Genomic DNA, 18759 nt, shown 5'->3' with positions numbered 1-18759 from the left:
GCGGCGGCGAAGGCGGCGCGCGGGGACAGTCCGTGGCCGGAGGTGCGGTGGTGCACGGCCGCGCGCACCTGTTCCCACGGTTTCATGGCGGTCACGGGTGCGTCGGAACCGATGGCGAGGGAGATGCCCGCCGCCGCCATCGCCGAGAAGGGGTTGAGGCCCGCAGCGCGCTCGGCGCCGAGGCGCGTCGCGTACATCCCGTCGGGTCCGCCCCAGGCGGCGTCGAAGCCGGGCTGCACGGAGGCGATCACGCCGAGCGCGGCGAGCTGTTCGATCGCGGCGGCGTCGGTCATCTCCGCGTGCTCCACCCGGTGCCCGCGTGCGGCGATCGCCGGACCTCCGAGTTCGGCTGCGACACGGGCGAATCCGGCGACGACGGTATCCATGGCGGCGTCGCCGATGGCGTGGAAGCCTGCCTGGATGCCCGCCTCGGTGCACGCGTGGAGATGCGCGGTGACGGTGTCTTCGTCGAGGAAGCTCTTGCCGCAGCCCGCCGCGTCGGCGTAGGGCGCGCGCAGCAGTGCCGTGTGCGAGCCGAGTGAACCGTCGACGAACAGGTCGCCGCCGAGCGCGTGCACCCCGAGCTCGGCGATCAGGGCGCGCGCTTCGTCCGCGGTCCGCACGGCCTGACCCCAGTAGGCGCGCACGGCCACGCCGTGTTCGAACGCGAGCAGTTCGCGGATGTCGTCGCTGCCGGAGATATCGGGCCCCGCGCATTCGTGGACAGCGACGATGCCGTGTGCGGCCGCCGCGTCCAGAGCGGCCTTGCGCGCCGAATCTCGCTGGGCGCGAGTGAGTTCGGCGAGGGCGATCGTGCGAACCCGGTGGTGGGCGTCGGCACGCAGCAGTTCGCCGCGCTGATATCCGTCGCCGAGCTCGCCCGCCGCGTCGAGCAGCGCCGAGGACGCCACGGCCGAATGCGCGTCGACGCGCGCCAGGTAGACGAGCCTGCCCGCACCGGCGGCCTCGTCGAGTTCGGCGACCGTCGGCGGACGCTGTTCGGGCCAGGTGGTGTCGTCCCAACCCTCGCCGATGATCACCCCGTCCGGCTGATTCGCGGCGTGCGTACGGACCGTCTCGAGCAGTTCGGTCAGGGATCCGGCGCCACTCACGTCGAGCCCGGTCAGTTGCAGTCCCAGCGCGGTGACGTGCACATGCGGGTCGACGAACGCGGGCGCGACGAACGCACCGTCGAGGTCGACGATCTCCGCATCGGGATGCATCGCGCGTCCAGGCGCTTCAGCGCCCAGCCACACCACGGTGCCGTCGGTGACCGCCATCGCGGTCGCGTCCGGGGAACTGGAACTGTAGAAACGACCACCGATCAGCAACTGGGTACTCACGATGTCCCAGTCTGCCGTATCGGTGGATCGTCACCTCGGCAGGGACAGTCTCAGCCGGGCGGCGAGTGGGTCAGGTCGGCAGCGACAGCGCGGCGCGCACTTCGGCGTCGCCGAACCCGGCGGGACAGTGCCCACTCGCCTCTACGGCGATCAGTTCCAACCGCCACGCGGCGGTGGTGAAGTCCGACATCGACTGTCCGGCAGCGGCGCTCGCTCTACGCACCGCGTCGGCCAGTTCCTCGCTCACCGTAACGGTGATCTGCTCGGGGGCCATGTCGGTACTGTAGACCCTTCGCCGCCGAGCACGGGCATGTCGCTCAGAGCCTGGTCGAATTCAGGCGGGGCCGAGCGCGCGCGGGCCCGCGGTGTGACCGTCGTCGTACCACTGACCGACCACGGTGCCGTCCACCACATCGCCGTCGGCGTCGACCACCATCCCGCGATACGGCGAGGGCGCGAACGAGGGCAACGGACCGAAGCGCCGGGTACCGAGCTTCTCCAGCGCCGGTCGCAGCAGTGCCCTGGTCGGCGGGAACAGCGCGAGCAGGCCGACGAGTCCGGTGACCAGGCCGGGCACGAACAGCAGCACCGATCCGGTGGCGACGATCACGCCGTCGGCGACCGCGCTCTCGGCGGTCACCTCGCCGCGTGAGGCCCGCCGGAACCGGTCGAACACCCGCCTGCCCTGCCGTCCGAGCAGCACCAACCCCACGCCCGACACCGCGACCAGCGCGACCAGCGCCCAGCCGATGCCGATCAGCTGGGCGAGACCGACGAGGGCGGCGATCTCGACGACGAGGTAGAGGACGAACAGCAGGGCGGTCATGGCGATCCTTTCGGACGATCTATCCCGTCAACGCACGAGCACCCGATTTTTCTCCCGAGCGGGGGCGCGTGTTCAGCCACCGGGCCGGACGAGCCCGGTTTCGTAGGCCAGCACCACCGCCTGCACCCGGTCGCGCAAGCCGAGTTTGGTGAGCACCCGGCCGACATGTGTCTTCACCGTCGCCTCCGACAGGAACAGCGCCGCGGCGATCTCGGCATTCGAGCGGCCGACCGCGATCTGTTCGAGCACTTCACGTTCGCGGGCGGTGAGGACGTCGAGAATCTTCGGGTCGCGCAGACTCGTGGGGTCCTCGGCGACTAGCCGGTCCAGCAATCGCTTGGTGACCTTGGGCGACACCACCGCGTCACCGCCTGCGACGCTGCGGATGGCCGAGATGAGGTCCTCGGGCGGGGTGTCCTTGAGCAGGAATCCGCTCGCGCCGGCGCGCAGGGCACCGAGAGCGTGTTCGTCGAGGTCGAAGGTGGTCATCACGAGTACCCGCACACCCTCGCCCGCGGCCACGATCCGCGCGGTGGCGGTCACGCCGTCGACGACGGGCATCCGCACATCCATCAGCACCACATCGGGGCGCAGTTCGCTGGCCCGCCGCACGGCCTCGTCGCCGTTGCCCGCTTCGCCGATCACCTCGATGTCGGGGTGTGCGCCCAGTACCATTTTCAGGCCCATCCGCATGAGTTCCTGATCGTCCACCACGAGCACGCTGATCGGCATTGCCTCACCCTAATGCGCACGGCAGCGCAGCGTCCTTCGGTTATTTCGCGTAAGTCAGTCCGTTTCGGAGCGCAGCGGGAGGTCGGCCCGTACCCGCCAGCGGCCGTCGTCGAGTCTGCCCGCGCTCAGGGTGCCGCCGAGCACCGCGACTCGCTCGCGCATCCCGACCAGCCCCATCCCGGCACCGGGAATCTCGGCGCCGGGGCTCACCTGCGCGGGAACGCCGCCGCTGTCGGTGACCTCGACAAGGATGTCCTCGTCGCGCCGATGCACCCGGACCACGGCCTTCGGCTCTGTTCCCGCGTGGCGCAGGGTGTTGGTGAGCGATTCCTGCACGATGCGGTGCAGCCCGAGGCTCACCTCGGGGGCGATGTCGTCGAGTTCACCGGTCAGTTCGAGGTCGACGGCCAGACCCGCCTCGCGCATCATCTGGGCCAGCTTCGCGATACCCGCGCTGCCGTGTTGGGGCAGCAGTTCCGGGGCGTGCTCGGTGCGCAGCAGCGCGACGGTGCGGCGAAGCTCGCGCAGGGCCTCGCGCCCGGTTCCCGCGATGGTGGCAAGCGCGCGTTCGGCGGTTTCGGGGTCCTCGCGCAGGGCGTATTTGGCGCCGTCGGCCTGCACGATGATGACGCTCACCGCGTGCGCGACCACATCGTGGAGTTCGCGGGCGATGCGGGTGCGTTCGGCGGCGACCGCGTCGTGCGCGCGACGTTCCTTGTCGTAGTCGGCGACCGCGAGTCGGGCCGCGACCTCGGAGTCGTAGGCGTGCCGGGCGCCGTTGAACTCGGCCAGCGTCCAGCACAGCGCGTAGATGAGCCCGGCCATCGCCAGATCTCCACCCCGTGGCTGGTCGAGCAGCAGGACCGACAACGCCATGTCGAGCGCGAGGAAGGCGAGGAAGATGAGGCCCTCACGTCGGCCCACGTAGGCGACGAGCGTGTAGAGCATCACCCCGAGGCCGATCAAGGCGACGTGGTCGGCGGAGTGTTCATCGGTCAGGTAGCCGATCAGGGTGTTCAGCAGCGACAGCACCAGCAGCGCCGCCGAGACCGCCCGCGGGTACACCCGGCGCAGGATCAGCGGCAACGGCAGAATCACCGAGAAGAACAGATAGACGACCTTGTTGCGTTCGTCGCCCACCCCGAGGGCGTCGAGCAGCAGGAGCAATCCCGCGAGAATCGAGTCGGCGACGATGGGTCGTCCGCGTAGCCACAGGCTGAACCGGCGCACGGGGCCAGCGTAGCCCCGGCTGGCTTTCCGGCCGTGATCTTGATTGCCTGGACGCGTGCAACTCGGAGACTGGACGGTCCTACTGGTGGCCGCCGCGGCGGCGGGCTGGGTCGACGCCGTGGTCGGCGGCGGTGGGCTGATCATTCTGCCGACGCTGTTCCTCGTCGTCCCCGGCATCGCACCGCAGACCGCGCTCGGCACCAACAAGCTCGCCGCCCTGGCGGGTACCGCGACCGCGGTGGCGACCTTCGCGCGCAGGGTGCCGATGCAGTGGAAGGTCCTGCTGCCCGGTGCGGTGATCGCCGCGATCACCGCCGCGTGCGGCGCGGCGGCGGTCTCGCTGATCGACCGCGAGCTGTTCATCCCCCTGGTGATGGTGGTGCTCGTGGGCGTGGCGGTGTTCGTGACCTTGCGTCCCTCGGTCGGCCTGACGATGGCCACCCATCCGCCGACGCGGCGCAGGGTGATCCTGGTCGTCGGCCTCGCATCAGGCCTGATCGGCCTCTACGACGGACTGCTCGGACCGGGCACCGGCACCTTCTTGATCATCACCTTCGCGACGCTGCTCGGCACCGAGTTCGTGCGGGCGGCGGCGATGGCGAAAGTGATCAACTGTGGGTCGAACGTGGGTGCGCTGCTGTTCCTCGGCGCGACCGGCCACATCCTGTGGGGCCTGGGCGCGGGCATGGCGGTGGCCAATGTCATCGGTGCGCTGATCGGTTCGCGGATGGCATTGGCCAAGGGCGCCGAGTTCGTTCGGATCGTGTTGCTCGTCGTCGTGGTGGTGATGGTGATCCGCTTGGGGTGGCAGCAGTTCGGTTAGCGCACCGGCTCCGACGGCGCGGAGGCGGCCAGCCAGGGCTGCAGGACCCGCGAGGTGGTCTCGTGGATCTTGCGGTGCAGGCGTTCGCCGTCGTCGACGCCGTGCTGGGGCTGTTGGAACAGCACGGTCAGCGCCCCCGATACCGCGCCGACCACGGCGCCGACCAGCGCCGCGGCGCCGACCTCGTCGAGTTCGTGCGGGAACGCGAGGTGCAACTGATGGGCGATCTCGCGCTGCGCGACCAATTGCGCGTGCGCGGCACGACCACTCACCGAGGGGACAGTGCGCGAGACCCGCGCCCGCAGCGCGGCCACCCGCGAGCTGATGTCGTCGACGAGGCGTTCGCCGGGATTGTCGCCCGCGGCGCGCAGGGCCCGCAGCAACACCTCCACCGGTCGCTCACCGGGCCGACGCGTGGCGATGGCGGCGACCGCCGCGCGCACCCGTTCATCGCTCTCGGGGAAGAGCAGATCTTCTTTGCTCGCGAAGTAGTTGAAGAAGGTTCGGGTGCCGACCTCGGCCTCGGCCGCGATCTCGGCGACGGTCGTTTCCTCATACCCTCTGGCCTCGAACAATTCGACGGCGGCCACGAGGATCGCACGACGGGTTCGTTCCCTTTTTCGATCACGCAGGGCAGATGGCGGCACGGCGGGGACCCTACGGCATTTTCGGCGTCGCTCGCGGGATGACCGGAGTCCGCGCGTCACGACGACAACCGACATGACGGTGCGCCGGAAGCGGTTGCGGCGCACATGTGTCGGTGGCACCGGTTAGCGTAGGGGCGGTGAGGGATACCACGACTTCCAGAGATGTGGATGCGGAGTTCCGCGCGCTCGGGCTCACTACCCTGGCCGAAGCCGCGCTGTCGGCGGCCCGCGCGGCAGGGGCCGAGCATGCCGATCTACGCGTGCAACGCTTGGTGTCACAGTCGATCCGGTTGCGCGACGGTCGCGTCGAAGCCGTCACCGACGCCACCGAGCTGGGGCTGGCGGTGCGCGTGATCGTCGACGGCACCTGGGGTTTCGCTTCCCACGCCGCGCTCACGCCCGAGATCGCCGCCGAGGTCGCGCGCCGCGCGGTGACCGTGGCGAGGGCGCTGCGTTCGCTGAATCGGGAGCGCGTCGAACTGGCCGACGAGCCGCGCTATGACGACGTCTCATGGGTCTCGGCCTACGACCTCGACCCGTTCGCGGTGCCGACGGCCGACAAAGTGGCGCTGCTGCAGGACTATTCGGAACGCCTGTCGGCCGCCGATGGCGTCGACCATGTCACCGCCTCGGTCTTGCAGGTCAAGGAGCAGACGTTCTACGCCGACACCGCGGGTTCGTCGATCACCCAGCAGCGGGTGCGCCTGCACCCCCAGTTGGCCGCGGTCACCGTCGATTCCGCGTCCGGGGTGTTCGAGACGATGCGCACCCTGGCCGCGCCCGCGGGCCGCGGCTGGGAGTACGTCACCGGCGCCGACGGAACCTGGGACTGGACGAGCGAACTCGCCCAGATCCCCGGCTGGCTGGCCGAGAAGGTGAAGGCGCCCAGCGTTGTCGCGGGCCCCACCGATCTGGTGATCGACCCGACGAACCTGTGGCTGACGATCCACGAATCCATCGGCCATGCCACCGAATACGACCGCGCGATCGGCTACGAATCCGCGTACGCGGGGACCTCGTTCGCGACTCCCGATCAGCTCGGCACGCTGCGGTACGGCACGCCGATCATGCACGTCACCGGTGACCGCATCCAGGTCAACGGCTTGAGCACCGTCGGTTACGACGACGAGGGCGTGGCGGGCCAGCAGTGGGATCTGGTGCGTGACGGCATCCTGGTCGGCTACCAGCTCGACCGCGTGTTCGCCCCACGTCTCGGTCTCGACCGCTCCAACGGTTGCTCGTATGCCGATTCGCCGCACCATGTTCCGATCCAGCGGATGGCGAACGTGTCGTTGCAGCCCGATCCCGAACGTGACACCAGCACCGCCGAGTTGATCTCGCGGGTGCAGGACGGCATCTACATCATGGGCGACAAGTCGTGGTCGATCGATATGCAGCGCTACAACTTCCAGTTCACCGGTCAGCGATTCTTCCGCATTCGCAACGGCGAACTGGACGGGCAACTGCGCGATGTCGCCTACCAGGCGACGACCACCGATTTCTGGGGGTCGATGGAAGCGATCGGCGGACCGAGCACCTGGCAGCTCGGTGGCGCGTTCAACTGCGGTAAGGCACAGCCCGGTCAGGTGGCGGCGGTGAGCCACGGCTGCCCGTCGGTGCTGGTGCGCGGGGTCAACATTCTCAATACCCGGACGGAGGGCGGTCAGTGAACGAGGGTCTGTTCCCGGCGGGCGCGGTGGTCGAGCGTGCGCTGGCGGCATCGAAAGCCGACGAGGCGATCGTGATCGTCACCGACGCGCACGATGCGTCACTGCGGTGGGCCGGCAACTCGATGACCACTAATGGTTCGTCGATCTCGCGGGATTGGGCGGTGATCTCGGTGTTCCGTGACGGCCCGAACACCGCGCGGGTCGGCTCCATCAGCTCCACCAGTGTCGACCCCACCGAGATCGAGGCCGTGGTACGCGCCAGCGAGCAGGCCGCTCGCACGGCGGCCCCCGCCCGCGACGCGATGCCGCTGCTCGAACCCACCGACGACGACACCGCCACCTGGGATCAGGCGCCCGGCGCCACCGAGATCGCGGTGTTCACCGGGTTGGCGCGCGAGCTGTCCACCGGATTCGACGGCACCGATCGCCTCTACGGTTTCGCCCACCACCAGGTGCACACCACCTGGCTGGGCACCTCGACCGGTATCCGCCGACGGTTCAGTCAACCCACCGGTTCGGTGGAGATCAACGGCAAGCGGGGCGAGGGCAAGGAGCTGGCGAGCGCGTGGGTGGGTGTCGGCACCGCCGACTTCACCGACGTCGACACCCCGGGTCTGCTGGCCGAGCTGTCGCGGCGCCTCGACTGGTCCAAGCGCCGCATCGAGCTGCCCGCGGGCCGCTACGAGACCCTGTTGCCGCCGTCGTCGGTCGCCGATCTGATGATCTATCTGGCGTGGAGCATGGAGGGCCGTGGTGCGCACGAAGGCCACACCGCGTTCTCCCGCGCCGGTGGCACGCGTGTCGGTGAGCGGCTCAGCGACATCGCGCTGACCCTGTTCTCGGACCCGAATGCGAGCGGTCTCGAGTACCGGCCGTTCGTGGCGACGCCGTCGTCGTCGGAGTCGCTGTCGGTGTTCGACAACGGACTGTCCGCGCAGCGGGTGGACTGGATCAGTGACGGCGTCATCGAATCGCTGGTCTATCCGCGTGCGACGGCTGCCGAATTCTCCGCCCCCGCAACAGTTCCCGGGGAGAACCTGCTGCTCACCGGCGGCGGCGACGCGTCGCTGGACGACATGATCGCGCGCACCGAACGCGGTCTGCTGCTCACCTGCCTCTGGTACATCCGCGAGGTCGACCCCGCCACGCTGCTGCTCACGGGATTGACCCGTGACGGCGTCTACCTCGTCGAGGACGGCCAGGTGACCGGCGCGGTCAACAACTTCCGCTTCAACGAGAGTCCGCTCGACCTGCTGCGGCGGGTGTCGGAAGCGGGCGCCACCGAGATCACCCTCCCCCGGGAGTGGAAGGACTGGTTCACCCGCACCGCCATGCCCCCGCTGCGTATCCCCGATTTCCACATGTCGTCGGTGAGCCAGGCCACCTAGCGGGTGCGGGCGCGCATCGGGTCGACCGACTTCGCCGTGGTCGGCGCGTGAAAGCATGATCGGGTGACTGGTATCCGGATGTTCGCCACCGACCTCGACGGCACCTTGCTGCGCTCCGATCGCACCGTCTCGCCGCGTACCGCCGAGGCCATGGCCGGTGCGCAGGCAGCGGGCATCGAGGTGGTGTGGGCGACGGCGCGTGCCCGCCATTCGGTGCACGAGTTGGCGCAGTCGTGCGGTTTCCGCGGTAAAGCGGTGTGTGCCAACGGCGCTGTGCTGCTCGACCTCGCCGACGGCACACCGGAGATCCTCGACACCGTCTCGATCGACACCGGCGCGGCGGGTGCGGTGATGGCGCAGATCCGCGCGCTGATTCCCGGTGTCGTCTTCGCCAATGTGGCCGCCACCCGGTTCGTCGCCGAGCCCGCCTATGCCGCCCTGTGCAAGTTCACCGATCATCACCGGAATCCGCACGAGATGGAATTGTCGGACACCTTGCCGACGGGCGTCGACGCGATGGTGAAGATCGTCGCCCGTCATCCCGAGCTACCGGGCGCGCAGCTGTACCGCGAGGCGGTGGCGGCCGGGATCACCGGAGTGGAGTTGACCCACTCCGGTGCCGCCTATATGGAGATGGCCGCGGAGGGTGTGTCGAAGGCCAGCGCGCTGGCCCGATTGTGCGCGCTCGACGGCATCCACCTCTCGGAGGTCGCGGCCGCGGGGGACGCGCTCAACGATGTCGCCATGCTGACCTGGGCGGGTACCGCGCTGGTTCCGGCCAACGCGGTACCCGAGGTCATCGCGCTGGCCGACCGAGTGCTCCCGACCAACGACGAGGACGGTGTCGCCACCTATCTGGAGGAATTGGTGGGTTCGTCATCGCGCCACTCGGCTAGCTGACAGGTGTCGGCGCCCGACCCACGCTGAGGTGCAGGATCGTATCCGTCGCGTCCACGGTGTCGGTATCCAGCGGGAAGTATCCCTGCTCCTGGGTGACGTCGGTGCGGGTTCGTCCGGGTCCGATTTCGGCCGCCGGGACCAGACCCCACGTGTCGATGCGGTTCTGCAGCGTGTGTTCGAAAGTACCCGGCGCGGGTTCGGCGAGTTCGAGGCCGTCACTGCGTCCCAGGCTGCCGAGAATCACCCCGTAGTGCTCCCCCAGTAGCGATCCGACGATCGCCCCCGCACCGGACCAGACGAGCTCCATCGACCCCATCTGCATGACGCTGGTGTTGCGCCGCAGGTGCAGGTTGTGCGAGTACACCAGGGTCGGCCCACGGCGCGCTTCGATGGACCGGATGTCGAGCAGGTTCTGGGCCATGAGTGCGTCGCGGGAGGCGGCCAGGCTGTTCCATCGCACGCCGTCCTCGGTCGGCTGAGCCGCCTGCCGGTGATAGCGGAGCAAGCCGAGTCCGGCGGTGAGATGGACTTCCGCCCTTCGCCACTCGGCGAGCGACGTGGCGGCGATCCGCTCCGGCGCGCGCGTGTAGAGAAGGGTGAGCAGGTCGTCGGCGATCACCCGCAACCGCTCGGCCTCGGGGGTGGTACCGGGCGAGACGTTCGCGTCCAGGACCGCTTCGGCGCGGCTCCATCGCTCGTCGCTGCCGGCAGGTCCGCTGATGTCGAAGTCGAGCTCCAGGTAGTCGCGGGCGAATTCGAGATAGGTCCGTGGGCTGGGCGCACTCATCGTTTCCATCGCGGCGTCGAATCCGTAGAAGCCGACCTGCTCTTCGGCCGGGAGGCCCGCGTTGTGGTCGCGCAGCCAAGCGACCAGTTCCCGGTTGCCTGCGAGTTCGCCGAATTCGTGCGAAAAGCCTGTTCGCATCACCTCGTCGAAGGCACCGTGGCCGCCTCGAACGAACTCGTCCACGGCGAGCGCGGCAACCCGATCAGTTTCCAGAGCGATCGATCGGAACCCACTGGCCACCAACTCGACGAACAGTTCGTTGCGGACCGACGCGAAGCCGGGTTCCTTGTGCGTCGGTTCCCCGAGCGCCAGCAGTTCACAGGACGAGCGGACGAAGTCGCTGATTTTCTGACTCATATCTGTCAATCGTATCGTTGAAAGAACGGTTGAGACTTGATCAGGCACTCTTCGCACGCTATGTCGTAAAGTCTCAAAACAGTGAGAACCCTACGACCGTCCGACCTAGCCCGCGAGCACGCGATTTCGACCCAGGCAGTCCGCAACTACGAACAGGACGGCTGCCTCCCACCGGCCGAGCGCACCCCCACCGGCTATCGGATCTACACCGAACTGCACGCGACAGCGCTGCGCACCTACCTGACCCTGATCCCCGCCTACGGCCACGCGACCGCGGGCGACATCATGCGCGCCCTGCACGAGGCCGACCTCGACAAAGCCCTCACGATCATCGATCGCGGGCACAGCAGCCTCCTGAGAGACCGCGAGACCCTCACCTCGGTGCACCGAGCCGTCGATCACCTGATCGCCGAATCGAGCTCTGACACAACACATTCAGCGGGCACGAGAACCATCGGCGAACTCGCCCATCACCTCCGGGTCACCCCGGCCACCCTCCGAGCCTGGGAAGCGGCGGGCATCCTGTCCCCCGACCGCGATCCGGCCACCGGGTATCGCCGCTACGGCCCCACCGACCTCCGCGATGCCGAACTGGCGCACATCCTGCGCCGCGGCCACTACCGCCTCGACCACATCGCCACCGTCATCGGGCAGATCCGCGCCGCGGGCAGCACCGAAGCGTTGGCGAAAGCCCTCGCCGACTGGCGAGCCGGACTCACCGCCCAGGGCATCGCCATGCTCGACGCCGCCGCCGCGCTGAGCCGATATTCGGCCGTGCCGCGCCACTAGTACCGCGCCGCGCACCGATCGCGATCCACTCGGCGGGCGCACCGTCCCCGCCCCGGCGCGCCCGACTGACCTGTTCAGACCCGCTCGAGCACCGCCGACGCGCCGATGCCGCCTGCCGCGCAGATCCCCAGCAGTGCGGTCTCTTTCCCCGTGCGGGCCAGTTCGTTGGCCATGGTGGTGACCATGCGGGCACCGGTGGCGCCGAAGGGATGACCCAGCGAGATCGAGCCGCCGTGCACGTTCAGCTTGTCGATGTCGACGGAGCCGACGGGCTCGTCACGATCGAGACGGGCTTTGGCCCAGTCGGTGCTCTCGAGCATGCGCAGCACCGAAATAGTCTGCGCGGCAAAGGCTTCGTGGATATCGACGAGGTCGATGTCGGCCAGGGTCATGCCCGCTTTGTCGAGGGCGCGCGGCATCGAGATCGCGGGACCGATGAGGACCTGATCGGCGGGGTCGACGCTGACGAAACTCCAGGAGCGGAAGGCGGCCTGCGGGGTTAACCCGAGGGCGCGCGCCTTCTCCTCGCTCATCAGCAACACCGCCGACGCACCGTCGGTGAGCGGGCTGGCATTGCCCGCGGTGACCGTACCGTTCTTCTCGAACACCGGCTTCAGGGTGGCGAGCTTCTCGATACTGGTGTTCGCGCGGACGAGTCCGTCGACGTCGATCAGCGTGCCCGACGGGGTGGTGACCGGCACGACCTCGTCGTCGAAACGCCCCGAGGCGATCGCGGCCGCGGCACGCTGGTGCGATCGGGCGGCGAAAGCGTCCTGATCAGCGCGCGAGATCCCGTTGATGCGGGCCATCTTCTCCGCGGACTCGCCCATCACCTCGCCGGTGGTGCGCTCGGAGATCTTCGGCTGACGCGGCAGGATGTCGGTGAACGGCGCGAGCTGACGGACCACGTCGAGGTAGTCCATCGCCCTGGGCTTGCCCAGCGCCACCGGCGCGACCGCGTGCACGACCTTCTGCGGCAGCTTGATCTCGGCATTGCTGGTGGAGTCGCTACCGCCGGCGATCATGATGTCGTACTCGCCGCGCTCGATCGCCGCGGCCGCCGAGGTCACCGCCTGCAGACCGGACGCGCACGCGCGGGTGACCGTGTACCCCTCGCAACCGAAGTCCAGGTTCAGGTCCAGGGCGATCTCGCGCGCGATATTCGGCGCGTGACTGGGCAGGACCACCCCGCCCCAGACGATCGACTGGATCTCGCCGGGCGCGATCCCGGTCCGCTCGATCAACCCCTGGACGGCCGCACCGGCCAGGGCGATGCTGTCGAGGCGGGTGAAGTCGGTGAACGCGCGCACGAAGGGGGTGCGAGCACCCGCGACGACAACGGCGCGGCGGCGCTTCTCGGCCATGGGGATCCTCTCGAAGAGCGAGTGAACCCCCACGGTATCCGATACCGGCAGTACTAGGTACTGATTCCGGGAACGGGATCAGGCCGGAGTGATCTCGATGCCGATCGTGCCCGCTTTCCCGCGGCGCAGATTGCTGGCAAGGATCACCAGCGGGCCGGTCAGCCAGTACTTACGGCGCACCCCCGACCGCACCTGCTCGGTTTCGGCGGCGTCGAGCAGTCGGGCGGTCCCGGTGACGACGGCGCCGTGTGCGGCTCCGCGCGCGTTGCACGGTTGCAGCGTCACCTCCGGATTGCGCCGGATGCGCTTCACTTTCCAGCTGTCGGTGACCGTCCAGACATACAGCTTGTCCTCGCGGGCGACAGCCCACAGCGGCGTCCCGACCGGTGTGCCGTCTTTGCGGAAGGTGGTGAGGAGTACGTAATTCGCGGTCGCCAGTTCGCCGAGGCGGTTAGTCATGCCCGCAGCCTAATGGGCGCGGGGCCGGTCGAAAGATTATGGGCGCTCGCGCGAAAGTCTTCGTAGCCTCGCAAGCGAATCGACTCTCTGGCGAAAGGCCGACGATGACCGATACCGCGGTACCCCTGCTGTGGAGCGGAGACCTGCCGAGCACCCTCGAGTTCTACCGGGCGCTCGGCTACACCGTGACCTATGAGCAAACCCGCCCCTATGTCTACGGCGCGATCGAACACCATGGCTGTGCCCTGCATTTCGCGCCCGCGCCGAAGGGCATCGAGCTGCCGGTGGAGCACGCGGGCGCGCTGGTGATGGTCGACGACGTGGCCGCACGCCATGCCGAGTACACCGCCGCACTGCGCGCCCACTACGGCAGGATTCCGAGCAAGGGTCGCCCGCGGATCACCCGATTCCGTCCGGGTCAGTCCCGGTTCTCCCTGGTCGACCCGGTCGGCAACACCGTCCTCGTGATCCAGCGCGACAAGCCCATGGAACTCGAGTACGGCGGCTCGCGCGAGCTCGAAGGCCTGACCCGGGTTCTCGACAATGCCCGCATCCTGCGCGATTTCAAGAACGACGACCGCGCGGCCACCCGCGTTCTGGAGACCGGCTTGCGCCGGTTCCGCACCACCGCGACAGCGCTCGACCGTGCTCGCGCCTACACCGCCCTCGCCGAACTCGCCGTCGTCGCCGGGGACACCGAACGGCTCGCGCACTGGAAAGCCGAACTCGACACCGTCGAATTGACCGACGAGGAGCGCGCGGCGATCGCTGACTATCTGCTCACGGCCGCGCCTACCCCGACCGACTGAACCGGCCTGGTGTCCGGTCGGCCAGTAGGCTTCGACCATGCGCGGTCGATCGAAGGAACTCACCACCCGTCGGCGGCGGAACCGTTGTCTGGCAACAGCAGTCACGGTTGCCGCCGCCCTCGGGGTCGGCCCGGTGGGTACCGCACAGGCCGGTGCGCCGTCGTGCGCCGACGGCTGGCACGCCGAGGTGCTGGCGGCCGATCTCGGCGGCTTGGAGAATCTCGAAGACGACGGCCGCGGCGGCTTCTACCTCAGTGGCATCGTTCGCGGCGAGCTCCTGCACGTGGCCGCCGACGGGCAGGTCACCACCATCCGCACCGGCCTTGACAACCCCGCCGGGCTGCGGCTGATCGGCGAGGACCTCTATTTCGTCACCGGTGACGGCACCACACCGAACGGCGGCGGCACCCTGAGCCGACTCCACCTCGGCACCGGCGAAGTCACCGTCCTGCTTCCGAATCTGGTGCAGCCCAACGGATTGCTCCTGCTCCCCGATGGCGACCTGCTCATCTCCCAGCTCTCCGTCCCCTGGCCCCCGGTCGGCATCAGCCGCTACCGCCCCGCCACCGGCGAATTCACCCTCGCCTGGTCCCCCGTGCCCCGCCCCAACGGCCTCGCACTCGCACCCGACCACCAGGCAGTGATCACCGAGGACGTCGCGACCTCCCAACTCCTGCGAGTCCCCCTCGACGCCCCCGACCGCCCCACCCCCATCGCCACCGTGAACGACGGCCTGCTGCCCGCACTCGACGACCTCGATGTCACCGCCGCCGGTCTCGCCTTCGTCACCGGCGACTATTCCGGCAGCGTCTACCAGGTCGACCCGACGACAGGCACCTGGTGCACCCTCGCCACCGGCTGGACCACCCCGCGCGGCCCCCTCCCCACTCCGCCGCCCATCGGCCCCACCTCTGCCCGCCTCGCCCCCGACCCCACCACCGGAGCTTGGTCCCTCTACGTCACCAGCATCGACGGCACACTCCGCCGTCTCCGCCCGCCTGCCGCACTGGACCTCACTCCCTCCTCCCTCCACTGAACACCTCGACCGATGGCCGGTCAGCGGGGCCGCTCGGCCCGGAAACGGAACATGGCACGGCCGGATTCGACGTCGATACCCGTGAAGCCTGCCGATGCCAGTCGGTCGGCGAGGGTATCCGGCGGGACCGGCACACACATGTCACCCAGGTGCTGGAGCCGAAACAGCCGATTGTCGAGGCCGTCCGAGCCTGCGAAGACACCGCCCGGTCGCAATGCCCGCAGCGCTTCGGCGAATCGGGTGCGTAGACGCGCGGCCAGCACCGGGTCGATCTCCAGACCGGCGAGGGAGACCGTCCGGTCCGGCGGGCCGGTCGACGTCATCCCGATCGGCGCACCGCTGCCGACCGACCCACGAGCTCGCGTGGTCGCCGAGGCCCTGCTCGACAACCCCGGCGACGACGACCGCACCCTCGTAGATCGGGGTCCGCACGCCGCGGCCGGCTCCCGCACCCTGGCCCGCGCGTTCCGTGCCGAGACACCGGCATGACCTCCGCGCAGTGGCGGGCCCAGATCCGCCTGGCCGCCTCGCTGACGCCCCTGGCCGACGGTGTACCGGTGACCCGCATCGCCGCCCGGGTCGGCTACCGCAGTGCCAGCGCCTACGTAGCCGCGTTCCGCCGAGCGGTCGGCACCTCGCCGGGCCAGTACTTCGCCCGTTAGCCACTCGCTCGACAGGCTACCGAGAACCCGGATCGATCGGGGTTTCGCGCAGCGTGCGGCGAGCAGTGGCGTAATGCCGATCTTCGTGGTGCACTGGCGGATTCGGCTATCGGGAGGTCAGCGTGCGATCGGCACCGCAGTGGGCACAGCAGGACGGGTTCGGGATTCGGGTCGATTGGGGGCGGACCGGGGCGGCGGTGCTCGGACCGGGGGCCGGATGTCTGGTGGTGATCGATGTGTTGTCGTTCACGACGTCGGTGTCGGTGGCTACCGCGGCGGGTACCGCGGTGTTCCCGTATCGGTGGCGTGATGACTCGGCGCGGGTCTTCGCCGAGGAGAACGCCGCCGAACTGGCCGTCGGACGGCGGGAGGCCGGTCCGTGGTCGTTGTCGCCGGCGGCGATCCGGCGGGCACCGTTCACTTCCCGACTGGTATTGCCCTCGCCCAACGGCTCCACCATCGCCGCCGCGGTCGAGGGGACGCCGGTCGTCGCGGCGTGCCTGCGCAATGTCAGTGCGGTCGCCGACTGGCTCGTCGCCCACCATTGGGGCACTCCCGATCAACCGATCGCGATCATCGCCTCGGGCGAGCACTGGCCGGGCACCGATACCGTGCGACCGGCGCTCGAGGACTGGCTCGGCGCCGGTGCGCTCGCTGCCGCGCTGATCGATCGCGGCCTCACCACACCCTCACCCGAAGCACACACGGCGGCAAACGCATTCCAGGCGACAGCGGACGTCGGCGCCTCGATCGTCGACTGCGCGTCCGGCCGCGAACTCGCCGCGATCGGCTTCGCCGACGATGTGGCCATCGCGATCGAACGGGATGCCGACTCCACGGTTCCGGTGCTCACCGACAACGCCTTCGTCGACACCCGACGCGGATAGCCGGCCTGGAACCGCAGGTCAGTCCTGTGCGGTGAGGATCCGCGGGCCGTCGGCGGTGACGGCGATGGTGTGCTCGCTGTGCGCACAGCGAGAGCCGTCGGCGGAGCGGATGGTCCATCCGTCGGCGTCGGTGTAGACCTTCGCGGTGCTCGCCGCGAACCACGGCTCGATCGCCACGGTGAGGCCGGGCCGCAACCGGAACCCCCGGCCCGCCCTGCCGTCGTTGGCGATATGCGGATCCTCGTGCATGGTCCGCCCGAGTCCGTGCCCACCGAACTCGGTGTTGACCGGATATCCGTACCCGCGTGCGACATGCGCGATCGCGGCGGAGATGTCACCGATCCGGTTGTCCGGCTGCGCGGCCGCGATCCCGGCGGCCAGAGCTTCCTCGGTGGCCCGTACCAGGCGCTCGTCCGCGGGCGCCGGGGCCCCGACGATGAACGAGATCGCCGAGTCGGCGACCCACCCGTCGATCGACACGGCCAGATCAGCCGTCAGCAGGTCTCCGTCGCGCAGCACGTAGTCGTGCGGAAGTCCGTGCAGCACAGCATCGTTCACCGCCAGGCACACCGTATTGCGGAACGGCCCGCGCCCGAACGACGGCGAGTAGTCCCAGTAGCACGACACCGCGCCGCGCTCGCGAATCCGCTCCCGCACATACGCTTCCAGCTCGAGCAGGTTCACCCCGACCGCCGCACGGTCGCGCACTCCGGCCAGCACGTCGGCGACGAACCGGCCGGTCACCCGCATGCGCTCGATCTCCGCGGGCGATTTCAACTCCACCATCACGCCTCCAATTGGTATTTTCATACCGACACTAGCGGCGCCGGTATAAAAATACCAATCTCAGCGGTTCAGATTGCCCATGTCCACGGGGATCTGCGCCCCGGTGATCTGACTCGCCTCGTGCGAGCACAACCACGCCACGGTCGCCGCGATCTCCTCGGGCTGACAGATGTGGCTGGGGAGCGCGTTCATGAAGATAGGCGCGAGGGTGGCGCCGTACTCCTCGAACAGTGGCCCCATCTCGTTGATCTGCATGCCGGTCGCCACCCCCGCCGGGTGGATGGTGTTCACCCGGATCCGGTGTGCGCCGAGCTCGTTCGCCATCGTCTTGGCCAGCCCCGTGATCGCGTGCTTGGTCGCGACGTAGTGGCCGGTGAACGGAATGCCCTTGATGCCCGCCACCGAACTGGTGAACACCATCGCGCCGCCCTCGCCCTGCGCGATCAGGTGTGGCACAGCGGCTTTCGCGGTGTGAAACACGCCCGTGAGGTTGACGTCGATGGTCTCGCGCCACTGCTCGGCGGTGATCTCCCACGACATCGCCGCCGAACAGATCCCCGCGTTGGCCACCACCACATCGAGCCTGCCCAACTGCTCGATGCCCGCCGTCAGCGCCGCCGAGAGCGCGTCGAAATCGCGCACGTCGACCTTGCTCGCGACGATCTTGCCGCCTGCCGCTTCGACCAGCTTCACGGTCTCGGCCAGATCCGCCTCCGTCGCGCCCGCGTAGCTGGTGCTGGCGAACTCCGCGCACGCGTCGATCGCGATCACGTCGGCGCCTTCCTCGGCGAAACGCACCGCCTCCGCCCTGCCCTGCCCGCGTGCCGCTCCCGTGACGAAAGCGACCTTGCCCTCGAACCGTCGTGTCATTCCCATGCCTTTCGAGCCTCGATGTCCTCCCTTGACACCTACCACCGCCACCGCCCCGGGCGAGGCGAAACGGAGATCCCTACTCAACTTGGCCAACCTGTTCGCGAGGACATACCATCGGTCGCATGGTCCGTCTCCCGCTCAGCCCCGCGCAGGTCGAAGCGGGCCGCCGTCTCGGCCGCCGCCTTCGCACCGCACGCGGCGATCGCGACCTCGCCGAGGTTGCCCTGCGAGCTGGTATCTCCCCGGAGACGCTGCGCAAGATCGAGTCGGGCCGACTGCCCTCCCCGGCCTTCGGCACTGTCGTCGGCCTCGCCGAGGCCCTCTCGATCCCCCTGGCCGAACTGGCCGAGTCCTACCGCGACGAGCAGGTCGCCGAGTCCGCCTGACCGTC

23 protein-coding genes are annotated in these 18759 nt (G+C 69.1%); 11 read left to right on the top strand and 12 right to left on the bottom strand.

The features are described 5' to 3' along the window. The 5 genes from NS1_RS09835 to NS1_RS09815 form a co-directional block, all read right to left on the bottom strand. Positions 1-1343, bottom strand: a 1343-nt coding sequence (locus NS1_RS09835) for an amidohydrolase (RefSeq protein ID WP_062983471.1), incomplete at its 3' end; no start/stop codon positions are given. Positions 1344-1413: 70 nt separating this feature from the next. Continuing rightward, positions 1414-1617: a hypothetical protein gene (locus tag NS1_RS09830; protein WP_062983470.1), complete on the bottom strand. Its 204-nt coding sequence runs from the start codon at positions 1615-1617 to the stop codon at positions 1414-1416. Between the two features lie 60 nt (positions 1618-1677). Beyond that, positions 1678-2169: an FxsA family protein gene (locus NS1_RS09825; RefSeq protein WP_056809781.1), complete on the bottom strand. Its 492-nt coding sequence runs from the start codon at positions 2167-2169 to the stop codon at positions 1678-1680. A 72-nt stretch (positions 2170-2241) separates the two neighbouring features. Continuing rightward, on the bottom strand, positions 2242-2901 hold the full coding sequence (locus NS1_RS09820) for a response regulator (RefSeq protein ID WP_056809783.1): 660 nt from the start codon (positions 2899-2901) through the stop codon (positions 2242-2244). Positions 2902-2955: 54 nt separating this feature from the next. Continuing rightward, the gene (locus NS1_RS09815; RefSeq protein WP_062983469.1) at positions 2956-4131 is read right to left on the bottom strand and encodes a sensor histidine kinase; all 1176 of its coding nucleotides are present in this window, start codon (positions 4129-4131) and stop codon (positions 2956-2958) included. A gap of 55 nt (positions 4132-4186) precedes the next feature. Here NS1_RS09815 and NS1_RS09810 point away from each other — a divergent pair, with 55 nt between their 5' ends. Further along, a complete protein-coding gene (locus NS1_RS09810) occupies positions 4187-4954 on the top strand; it encodes a TSUP family transporter (protein ID WP_062983468.1) in 768 nt (255 codons plus the stop codon). On the opposite strand, the gene NS1_RS09805 is transcribed toward NS1_RS09810, so the two are convergent. After that, positions 4951-5601 (bottom strand): TetR/AcrR family transcriptional regulator, encoded by a 651-nt coding sequence (locus NS1_RS09805; RefSeq protein ID WP_371852058.1) that lies wholly within the window; start codon positions 5599-5601, stop codon positions 4951-4953. The genes NS1_RS09810 and NS1_RS09805 overlap by 4 nt on opposite strands. A 137-nt stretch (positions 5602-5738) precedes the next feature. Here NS1_RS09805 and NS1_RS09800 point away from each other — a divergent pair, with 137 nt between their 5' ends. From NS1_RS09800 to NS1_RS09790, 3 genes are all read left to right on the top strand, one after another. Beyond that, entirely contained in the window at positions 5739-7271 is a 1533-nt protein-coding gene (locus NS1_RS09800; protein ID WP_062983467.1) for a TldD/PmbA family protein, read from the top strand. A gap of 8 nt (positions 7272-7279) precedes the next feature. Beyond that, a complete protein-coding gene (locus NS1_RS09795; protein WP_062983577.1) occupies positions 7280-8659 on the top strand; it encodes a TldD/PmbA family protein in 1380 nt (459 codons plus the stop codon). Between the two features lie 63 nt (positions 8660-8722). Further along, positions 8723-9559 (top strand): HAD family hydrolase, encoded by an 837-nt coding sequence (locus NS1_RS09790; protein ID WP_062983466.1) that lies wholly within the window; start codon positions 8723-8725, stop codon positions 9557-9559. On the opposite strand, the gene NS1_RS09785 is transcribed toward NS1_RS09790, so the two are convergent. Next, positions 9552-10703 (bottom strand): erythromycin esterase family protein, encoded by a 1152-nt coding sequence (locus NS1_RS09785; RefSeq protein ID WP_062983465.1) that lies wholly within the window; start codon positions 10701-10703, stop codon positions 9552-9554. The genes NS1_RS09790 and NS1_RS09785 overlap by 8 nt on opposite strands. Before the next feature lie 81 nt (positions 10704-10784). Between NS1_RS09785 and NS1_RS09780 the strand changes: the two genes are divergently transcribed. Then, the gene (locus NS1_RS09780) at positions 10785-11492 is read left to right on the top strand and encodes a TioE family transcriptional regulator (RefSeq protein ID WP_062983464.1); all 708 of its coding nucleotides are present in this window, start codon (positions 10785-10787) and stop codon (positions 11490-11492) included. Positions 11493-11566: 74 nt separating this feature from the next. Here NS1_RS09780 and NS1_RS09775 read toward each other — a convergent pair whose 3' ends face one another. Together NS1_RS09775 and NS1_RS09770 are read right to left on the bottom strand one after the other, a co-directional pair. Further along, a complete protein-coding gene (locus tag NS1_RS09775) occupies positions 11567-12856 on the bottom strand; it encodes an acetyl-CoA C-acyltransferase (RefSeq protein WP_062983461.1) in 1290 nt (429 codons plus the stop codon). Between the two features lie 78 nt (positions 12857-12934). After that, a complete protein-coding gene (locus NS1_RS09770; protein WP_056809801.1) occupies positions 12935-13315 on the bottom strand; it encodes a PPOX class F420-dependent oxidoreductase in 381 nt (126 codons plus the stop codon). 104 nt (positions 13316-13419) lie between these two features. Between NS1_RS09770 and NS1_RS09765 the strand changes: the two genes are divergently transcribed. Both NS1_RS09765 and NS1_RS09760 read left to right on the top strand, forming a co-directional pair. Then, positions 13420-14124 (top strand): DUF8817 family protein, encoded by a 705-nt coding sequence (locus NS1_RS09765; RefSeq protein ID WP_062983459.1) that lies wholly within the window; start codon positions 13420-13422, stop codon positions 14122-14124. 37 nt (positions 14125-14161) lie between these two features. Beyond that, positions 14162-15160: an SMP-30/gluconolactonase/LRE family protein gene (locus NS1_RS09760; protein ID WP_062983457.1), complete on the top strand. Its 999-nt coding sequence runs from the start codon at positions 14162-14164 to the stop codon at positions 15158-15160. A gap of 20 nt (positions 15161-15180) precedes the next feature. Here the strand turns inward: NS1_RS09760 and NS1_RS09755 are convergent, their stop codons facing one another. After that, positions 15181-15483, bottom strand: coding sequence for a hypothetical protein (locus NS1_RS09755; RefSeq protein ID WP_062983455.1), 303 nt, complete (start codon positions 15481-15483; stop codon positions 15181-15183). Between the two features lie 40 nt (positions 15484-15523). Between NS1_RS09755 and NS1_RS41570 the strand changes: the two genes are divergently transcribed. From NS1_RS41570 to NS1_RS09750, 3 genes are all read left to right on the top strand, one after another. Beyond that, entirely contained in the window at positions 15524-15649 is a 126-nt protein-coding gene (locus NS1_RS41570; protein WP_255284480.1) for a hypothetical protein, read from the top strand. After that, positions 15646-15822 carry a helix-turn-helix domain-containing protein gene (locus NS1_RS41565; RefSeq protein ID WP_255284479.1) on the top strand — a complete coding sequence of 59 codons (177 nt, stop codon included), beginning with the start codon at positions 15646-15648 and terminating at the stop codon, positions 15820-15822. Before NS1_RS41570 ends, NS1_RS41565 begins: the two co-directional genes overlap by 4 nt. Positions 15823-15944: 122 nt before the next feature. Continuing rightward, positions 15945-16709: a 2-phosphosulfolactate phosphatase gene (locus NS1_RS09750; RefSeq protein WP_084503616.1), complete on the top strand. Its 765-nt coding sequence runs from the start codon at positions 15945-15947 to the stop codon at positions 16707-16709. 18 nt (positions 16710-16727) lie between these two features. On the opposite strand, the gene map is transcribed toward NS1_RS09750, so the two are convergent. Both map and NS1_RS09740 read right to left on the bottom strand, forming a co-directional pair. Further along, positions 16728-17495 (bottom strand): type I methionyl aminopeptidase, encoded by a 768-nt coding sequence (gene map / locus NS1_RS09745; protein WP_062983454.1) that lies wholly within the window; start codon positions 17493-17495, stop codon positions 16728-16730. Between the two features lie 60 nt (positions 17496-17555). Beyond that, entirely contained in the window at positions 17556-18371 is an 816-nt protein-coding gene (locus NS1_RS09740; RefSeq protein ID WP_056809813.1) for a mycofactocin-coupled SDR family oxidoreductase, read from the bottom strand. A 119-nt stretch (positions 18372-18490) separates the two neighbouring features. Here NS1_RS09740 and NS1_RS09735 point away from each other — a divergent pair, with 119 nt between their 5' ends. Beyond that, positions 18491-18754: a helix-turn-helix domain-containing protein gene (locus NS1_RS09735; protein ID WP_056809815.1), complete on the top strand. Its 264-nt coding sequence runs from the start codon at positions 18491-18493 to the stop codon at positions 18752-18754. Positions 18755-18759: the final 5 nt, after the last annotated feature.

Source organism: Nocardia salmonicida NBRC 13393 (assembly GCF_001613085.1).
Classification (GTDB): Bacteria; Actinomycetota; Actinomycetes; order Mycobacteriales; family Mycobacteriaceae; genus Nocardia; species Nocardia salmonicida.
This window is presented reverse-complemented; position numbering and strand designations above follow the sequence as displayed.